Source organism: Neisseria sp. P0009.S007, from assembly GCF_051962515.1.
Map to the genome: position 1 here is coordinate 1 of NZ_JBQCVF010000177.1, position 3,069 is coordinate 3,069.

Genomic DNA, 3,069 nt, shown 5'->3' on the forward strand with positions numbered 1-3,069 from the left:
CTGGATTACGGCATGGTTTGGAATCATTCGGTAGCAACAAAAACCGCGTGCGTGCGTACCGCACACACCCTACACCTTAATCTTAAGGTTTGCGTCGCCCGCAGTGGTAGGGTGTGTGGCGTAGCCACGCACGCGGTTGGCAGGGGTGCGGGCTACGGCTTGCTATTTGTTAGATTTCCTTCGATTGCAGTCCCGGCACAACATCTGGCAGTTCTCTTCAACCGTTTTCCCACCTTCACACCACGGTGTAATGTGATCGCCTTCCATTTCCGACAATTCAAATTTCTGTTCACAGTGTGGGCAAATGCCTTCTTGTCTTTCGTAAACCTTCTGTTTGATGCTGTCTGAAAAGGCACGGATGTTTAGATACTTTTCATCGTGCGTTAGGACATATTGGTAAATCCCTTTTTTGTTTTCCACGTCGTCGTCGGCAATCAGTTTGGCAATCTCCGCTTCTAATACATCTTTATCCAAATCGGTATCTTTGAAACGGTTATATAGGAATCCCCAAGGCTGCCCTTTCATCAGTTTGATGCGTTTATTGGAAAATTTTAGGTTTACCCATTCAATCACATTTTTGAAATACAGCCATAAATCATCAGCATTCTTATCATGTTGGTGAACCGCCATATATTTGCAGACTGCTTCGTCTCCGTCTTGGTTGGCAATCCACCCGATAGCGGTTTCCAAATAGTCTTGGCGGATGGCTGTACCGTTCAAATAGTCTTTTCCGATTTGGTAGGCGGCACAGTTGGTTTTGCTGAAATGACGTTTGGCATCCGTTACCCAGTTGCCCGAATACACGGCGTTGCGTAATTCTTGGTCGGTCAGTTTCTCACCCGCAATATTGATGGTTTTGAACCAGTCCAGCTTTTCGCTGTCCGTCCCTTCGCACTGGTAAACGGTCAGTTCGTAATTTAAAATCTTCTCCTGTTCGTCTGCCTGCAAATTATGGAAGTAGCGCATCATATAGGCAAAATCGCCGTTCACATATTGGCAGATGGAAACAGTGCGCTGTTGCCCGTCCACGATTTCAAACGTGCCGTCATTGCGCACCGCCCAATACATCACATTAAGTGGAAATCCTTTCAATACGGTATCAATTACGGCATCGCGCTGTTTGTCTTTATAGACAAACTCGCGCTGATAGGGCGGGCGAACGTCCAGTTTTCCTCCATAAGCGCGCACGCCGTCTTCGTTGTTGTCGGTGTAGCCCGCCGCTTTTTTGGTTTCGCTGTCGTAGCCCGTCAGTTCGCGGATAGTGAGAGTGGTCATTTGGATTTTCATGATTATTTTCTCCTAATCATTATGCGTTTATACATCCCTTTCCCTTTTACAACAGGGGCATCATACCGGTCATGAACCTTCTTGATATATTCCAACAATCCGTCGCCCCCTCTATCGCTAGTTCCAATTATTTCAAACTGCTCGGGATTGTATTTATCCAAAAACGTAATCGGCACACCCATTACGCCATCGTAATCGCAGGGAATATCGGCAACTTTGGATACTTCGATGGCATCGTAGTTGTCGTATTGCGGATAATCGGCGGGGTTGTAGGTTCGGTACAGAATCAGTTCTTCATGGCGTTTGGCTATATCCAAGTTGGTAAACCAACAGATATTTCCCATACTTCGCCATTTTTGTCCCGTTTCATCCTGCCAATAGCGTGTTGCTTTTGGCTTATAATAATCAGGTACTTGGAATGCCATATCACCATTATGGTTGCCAAGCCATATTTTATTTTCTTTTAGCAAGGGAAAAATCTCTTTATAGGTAATGGCATTCTGATTGCCGATAATGATGAATTTCTTGCTATATTCAACCAACTGCGCCACATATTCCCGAAATAGCGAAAACGGTGGATTGGTTACGACGATATCAGCCTGTTTTAACAGTTCGATACATTCCTCACTGCGGAAGTCGCCATCGCCTTTCAGCGGTTTGACTGCTATTTCTTCGGGGGTGGGAATGCCGTTGCCGTCTTTGTCCCCTGTATATTCCAGCCAAACCGCCTGTTCGCTGTCGTTTTGGCTGAACAGGTCGCTGTTTTGGTTTTTGTAGCAGGTGGCAATCAGCTTTTTCAGGCCGAGATGCTCGAAATTGTAAGAAAAATAATGGAAGAAATTGCTGACGCGCGGGTCGTCGCAGTTGCAATAAACAGTTTTGTTTTTGAAATGGTGTTTGTAGTGCCGCAGCTCTTTTTCGATGTCGGAAAGCTGGGTGTAGAACTCATCGTTTTTGGCTTTGTTTGCCGCGTGAAGGGATTTGTTGCCTGCCATATCAAACCCCTTTAAGAGTACAAGAAAGGTTTGATATTGTATTGATTTTTAAGTTATAATTGCTGTGCTGTGCTGTGCTGTGCTGTGCTGTGCTGTGCTGTGCTGTGCTGTGCTGCTATATCTGTGTCTGCTGTTCATATGATGTTTCCTTGTCTTAATTTATTCAAACAGGCTGCCTGAAAACCCACTTTCAGGCAGCCTGAACTTTCCTACATTACAGCTTCTCTTTAACCCAACCTTCCACGCTTACCAGCATTTCAGGCAATTTGTCGGCATCTGTACCGCCGGCTTGCGCTAAGTCAGGACGGCCGCCGCCTTTGCCGCCGACTTGTTCGGCTGCAAATTTAACCAGATCGCCTGCTTTGACTTTGCCAGTCAACGGTTTGGATACGCCGGCGCACAGGGAGACTTTGCTATCGTTGACTGCGGCGAGCAATACGATGGCTTGTTCTGATTTGCCGGTCAAGTCAGTCACGATTTCGCGCAGGGTTGCGGCATCGGCTTCGATTTGGGCAGCAACGAGTTTGGCTGGACCTAGGTCTTTTGCGTTGTCCAAGAGTTTGGCACCTGCGTGGACGGCGAGTTCAGCTTTGGCGCGTGCCAATTCTTTTTCCAATGCTTTGGCGTGTGCTGCGCCTGCTTGGATTTTCGCCAGTACGTCTTTTTCGGTTTGGGCTTTGGTTTCGGCAATAATGTCTTTAACCAAACGCTCTTGATCTTGCGCCCATTTGAGTGCGTTCAGGCCGGTGATGGCTTCGATACGGCGCACGCCTGCGGCAATACCGCC

Annotated in this window: 3 protein-coding genes; all 3 read right to left on the bottom strand. The window is 47.1% G+C overall.

The annotated features are described in order from the left end of the window. Positions 1 to 162 precede the first annotated feature (162 nt). On the bottom strand, positions 163 to 1,287 hold the full coding sequence (locus ACTHS3_RS11145) for a GmrSD restriction endonuclease domain-containing protein (RefSeq protein WP_070461743.1): 1,125 nt from the start codon (positions 1,285 to 1,287) through the stop codon (positions 163 to 165). Positions 1,288 to 1,289: 2 nt separating this feature from the next. Then, a complete protein-coding gene (locus ACTHS3_RS11150; protein WP_070461744.1) occupies positions 1,290 to 2,282 on the bottom strand; it encodes an adenine-specific methyltransferase EcoRI family protein in 993 nt (330 codons plus the stop codon). A 214-nt stretch (positions 2,283 to 2,496) separates the two neighbouring features. After that, positions 2,497 to 3,069, bottom strand: a 573-nt coding sequence (locus ACTHS3_RS11155) for a DHHA1 domain-containing protein (protein WP_440367969.1), incomplete at its 5' end; no start/stop codon positions are given.

Coding starts and splice junctions, on each gene's coding strand:
- ACTHS3_RS11145 (WP_070461743.1), bottom strand. CDS start 1,287: ATGAAAATCCAAATGACCACTCTCACTATCCGCGAACTGACGGGCTAC.
- ACTHS3_RS11150 (WP_070461744.1), bottom strand. CDS start 2,282: ATGGCAGGCAACAAATCCCTTCACGCGGCAAACAAAGCCAAAAACGAT.